Origin of the sequence: Photobacterium proteolyticum (genome assembly GCF_001939735.1) — a bacterium.
GTDB lineage: Bacteria > Pseudomonadota > Gammaproteobacteria > Enterobacterales > Vibrionaceae > Photobacterium > Photobacterium proteolyticum.
Map to the genome: position 1 here is coordinate 1 of NZ_MJIL01000070.1, position 3,832 is coordinate 3,832.

Sequence of the window (3,832 nt, forward strand, 5' to 3'; positions counted from 1 at the left end):
AGCGGGACATATTTTCTGCTCACCACCCCCTGTCTAATTTACGGATTTAGATTAGGCGACAACTATCCTGACACAGGGGGCCAGGGAGAAACATCAGGTCTTTACCCTAAGCGGTGAGGAGTTCGAACGCCTGCTGTCTGGCTTTACGATTATCGGCCATAAACCCATGGGAATACACAGTTTTACAATGAGTTAGCCACCATAAAAGTCAGATGTGCCGGGCAGTTACGAACCATTTTTAGTATAATGGATGCCATGAAAAAGATGCCCGATATTAACCCTGACAGTCAAGATGTTGCCGAGCTTCAAGCGATGGTAAAAGCCCTGATGGCTGAAAAGGCATCACTTCTTGAGCAGTTTAAACTGGCTATCGACCGCCAGTTCGCCAAACGTGCAGAAGCACTCAAGCCGTATGATGAAGCGCAGGGTGACCTGTTCAATGAGGTGGAATGCGAAGCGGTTGCCCCAGAGCAGGAAGAGGTGGTCACTACCACAACGACCAAAAAAGCGCGTGGTAAACGCAAGCCTCTTCCTAAAGACCTGCCACGTGAACGTATCGTTCTGGACTTGGCTGATGAAGAAAAAGTCTGCTCATGTTGCCAGCATCCGCTGCATAAAATCGGTGAAGATAGCAGTGAAAAGCTCGAGTTCACGCCTGCTGTATTAAAAGTACTAGAATATGTGCGCCCTAAGTACGGTTGTCGCCAGTGCGAGAGGGAAGCGGATAAAGTCAGCATTAGCCAAAAACCTGCCCCCGCCAGCCTAATCCCCAAGAGCTTCGCCACTGAAAGCCTGCTGGCCAACATCATCCTCGGTAAATACCAGTACGCGTTGCCACTGTACCGCCAGGAAAGCCTGTTTAAACAATCTGGTATTGAGTTATCCAGAACCACGATGGCACGTTGGGTGATGCAGATCAGCGAGCACTTTACTCCGCTTTATCAGGCGCTACAAAAGCACCTGCTGGAACAAGTGGTGGTTCAGGCGGATGAAACGCCACTCAATGTACTGAAAGAAGATAAACAGTGTTATATGTGGGTCTACTGCTCGGGCGCAGACTCACCTGAAGCCGCATTAAAAGATGTCAAAAATATCGTCTTGTTCGACTATCAAAACGGTCGTTCGAGGGCGTGCCCTGTTGCCTTCCTTGGCGAATACAAGGGCTACTTACAAACGGATGGTTATAAAGCCTATGATGGACTGCCAAAGGTCAAGCACCTGGGCTGCCTGGCTCATGCCCGCCGTAAGTTCATGGATGCCAAGAAGCTGCAAGGTAAAGGCAAGACGGGGAAAGCAGATATCGCCCTAGCGAAAATCCAAAAACTATATGCGTTAGAAACGCGTCTGAAAGGTAAAGCTGCCCAGGAGCGATTGACAGAGCGGCAGAAACTGGCGGAGCCAATGCTTGATGACCTGCATAAGTGGCTGACATCGCAGAAAGTGATGGGCTCAAGCCAGTTGGGTAAGGCAATTAAATATACGACTGGTCAGTGGCCTAAGCTGGTTCGGTATGTGGAAGATGGTCACTTATCTATCGACAATAATCGAGCGGAACGTGCCATCAAATCCATGGTTATCGGGCGCAAGAACTGGCTCTTCGCCGATACGCCTAAGGGTGCGGATGCCAGTGCAATGCTCTACAGCATCATCGAAACGGCCAAAGCCAATGATCTTATTCTTTACGATTACCTCGTCCAGTGTATGAAAGAGATGGCCAAGCCTGATCCAGATATCGAATCACTTCTTCCCTGGAACTTCTCACATTAATATTGCGCCCGTGGGATCATGGGGCGCATACATCAAATCCATGGTTATCGGGCGCAAGAACTGGCTCTTCGCCGATACGCCTAAGGGTGCGGATGCCAGTGCAATGCTCTACAGCATCATCGAAACGGCCAAAGCCAATGATCTTATTCTTTACGATTACCTCGTCCAGTGTATGAAAGAGATGGCCAAGCCTGATCCAGATATCGAATCACTTCTTCCCTGGAACTTCTCACATTAATATTGCGCCCGTGGGATCATGGGGCGCATACGTCTGTTTTCTCAGACAACCTCAGAGCGTCTTCTAGTTCAACGCCAAGGTATCGAATTGTGTTATCTAGCTTCGAATGTCCAAGTAAAATCTGTACGGCCCTGATGTTTTTCGTTCTGGCATATATTAACGTGGCTTTGGTGCGGCGCATGGAATGAGTGCCATAATAGTCAGCATTCAGTCCCAGTTTTACAGCCCAGTTCCTGATAATTGAACGATAGAATGAGTAGCTGATAGGTTGCCCAAAGCGTCGGCTACTCGGGAATAGAAAACTGCTTGCCTCTAGGGATGCTGCAAAAATCCATCTGCTAATACTTTGCTGGGTTCTCGGAGTAATCTCATAGTGGACATCGGTGCCAGTTTTTTGCTGGATGCACTGAACCCTTTCATAGATAACTCCTTGCGAAGAAACATCGTAAACGTGTAGCTTTAGTAAATCACTCGCTCTTAACTTGCTATCTATAGCTAGGTTCAGTAGTGCGAGCTGCATCAGATCATTTTCAATCTCCAGCCTAGTTCTGATCCGCCAGATCTCTTCAAGCTTAAATGGCCTTTTGATGCCACTGCATTTTCCAGAAGATAACTTTCTCATGATGACCTCCTCTCAGTGTTTTGGTCAACATGAAGTTTGGCAGTCAAATTTAGTAGGGTTTAGCAAGCTCTGAAACGTTGGTGGACATAAGTTTGTCAGTGCCTTTTCTAAATTAGCAACTGATTAATTAGTGCAAGTGCCGCAAAACCTAAGCGACGACCACTAGAAGCGGTAGTCGCATTGCACGGAATTAGACAATAGTTATCACCGTGATATCGCATTACCCAATAATTTATATGCTACTTTTGTAAGAAGCTATTCTGTTGTGGGTTCAGCACTAAAACGTTTTCTGAATTCTGTAGGGGTGAGGCCATATTCTCGCGTAAAAACCTTCCTGAAAGCGCTGACATCTTGGTATCCCACCTCATAAGAAATTTCCGTAATCCCTTTTCTTGTTAGTTCAATTAATTGACAAGCATTATGCAGACGTAATTTTTGTAAATATTGTACAATGGTAGAGTCAATAGACTTTATAAACCGCCGTTGAAGAGTCCGAGGGCTAACAAAATAATTCTCTGCTATAGTTTTCACCGAAAGAGGTTTAGCGTAATGCTCATCCAAATAACTTTGGACTTTCAGAACAAGTTCATCACCATGGTCTAGTTTTGGTATAAATTGGTGGTAAAATCGCTGTTCACGAAATCCGCTATCAATCACCATTTCTTTAGATAGACGTAGTGCAATAGTTGGTGAAGAGAATATCGAGATGATCTCAAATACCAGATCAACCCATGCCATACGGCCACCTGCGGTAATAACGCTCCCTTCGTTTACAATGATCGCATTCTCGTTGAGCTTCACTTTGGGAAAGTCTGCTCGAAACGAATCACTTAGTCGCCAGTGTGTCGTGCAGAATTTGTTATCCAGAAAGCCTCCTCTTGCCAGAATATATGCACCGACACAAGCAGAAGCAAGTACAGCGCCTTGTTGCTGCATTCTCGATAGGTATTGATTTAATTTCGTATTATTTGTTGTGTAAAAATCGTCGTTGACACAAGGTGGTAACACCACGACCTTACCCCCCCTTTTAATATCAATATGTTCCAACGTATTGATACTCACATCGAACCTAACTGAAGCGTCTAACTGCTGACAAATTGTGTTGGCAAGTATCATTGCTTCAGCTGCATATTCCGGAGTATTGCGACCCCTGATTCCGGGATTATCCGATCGCTCATTCCGGTTTAAACCGATCACCGATTCCG

3 protein-coding genes and 1 pseudogene are annotated in these 3,832 nt (G+C 46.0%); 2 read left to right on the top strand and 2 right to left on the bottom strand.

The window, feature by feature from the left end:
* Window positions 1–255 precede the first annotated feature (255 nt).
* Complete coding sequence (gene tnpC, locus BIT28_RS12715) at window positions 256–1,767, top strand: IS66 family transposase (protein ID WP_075764235.1); 1,512 nt, start codon at window positions 256–258, stop codon at window positions 1,765–1,767.
* 31 nt (window positions 1,768–1,798) lie between these two features.
* Window positions 1,799–2,005, top strand: a pseudogene (locus BIT28_RS12720) (transposase domain-containing protein); the annotation flags it as partial.
* 16 nt (window positions 2,006–2,021) lie between these two features.
* On the opposite strand, the gene BIT28_RS12725 reads toward BIT28_RS12720, so the two are convergent.
* Both BIT28_RS12725 and BIT28_RS12730 read right to left on the bottom strand, forming a co-directional pair.
* On the bottom strand, window positions 2,022–2,627 hold the full coding sequence (locus tag BIT28_RS12725) for a tyrosine-type recombinase/integrase (protein WP_075764239.1): 606 nt from the start codon (window positions 2,625–2,627) through the stop codon (window positions 2,022–2,024).
* Window positions 2,628–2,882: 255 nt separating this feature from the next.
* Window positions 2,883–3,832, bottom strand: a 950-nt coding sequence (locus BIT28_RS12730) for a GlxA family transcriptional regulator (protein ID WP_139310465.1), incomplete at its 5' end; no start/stop codon positions are given.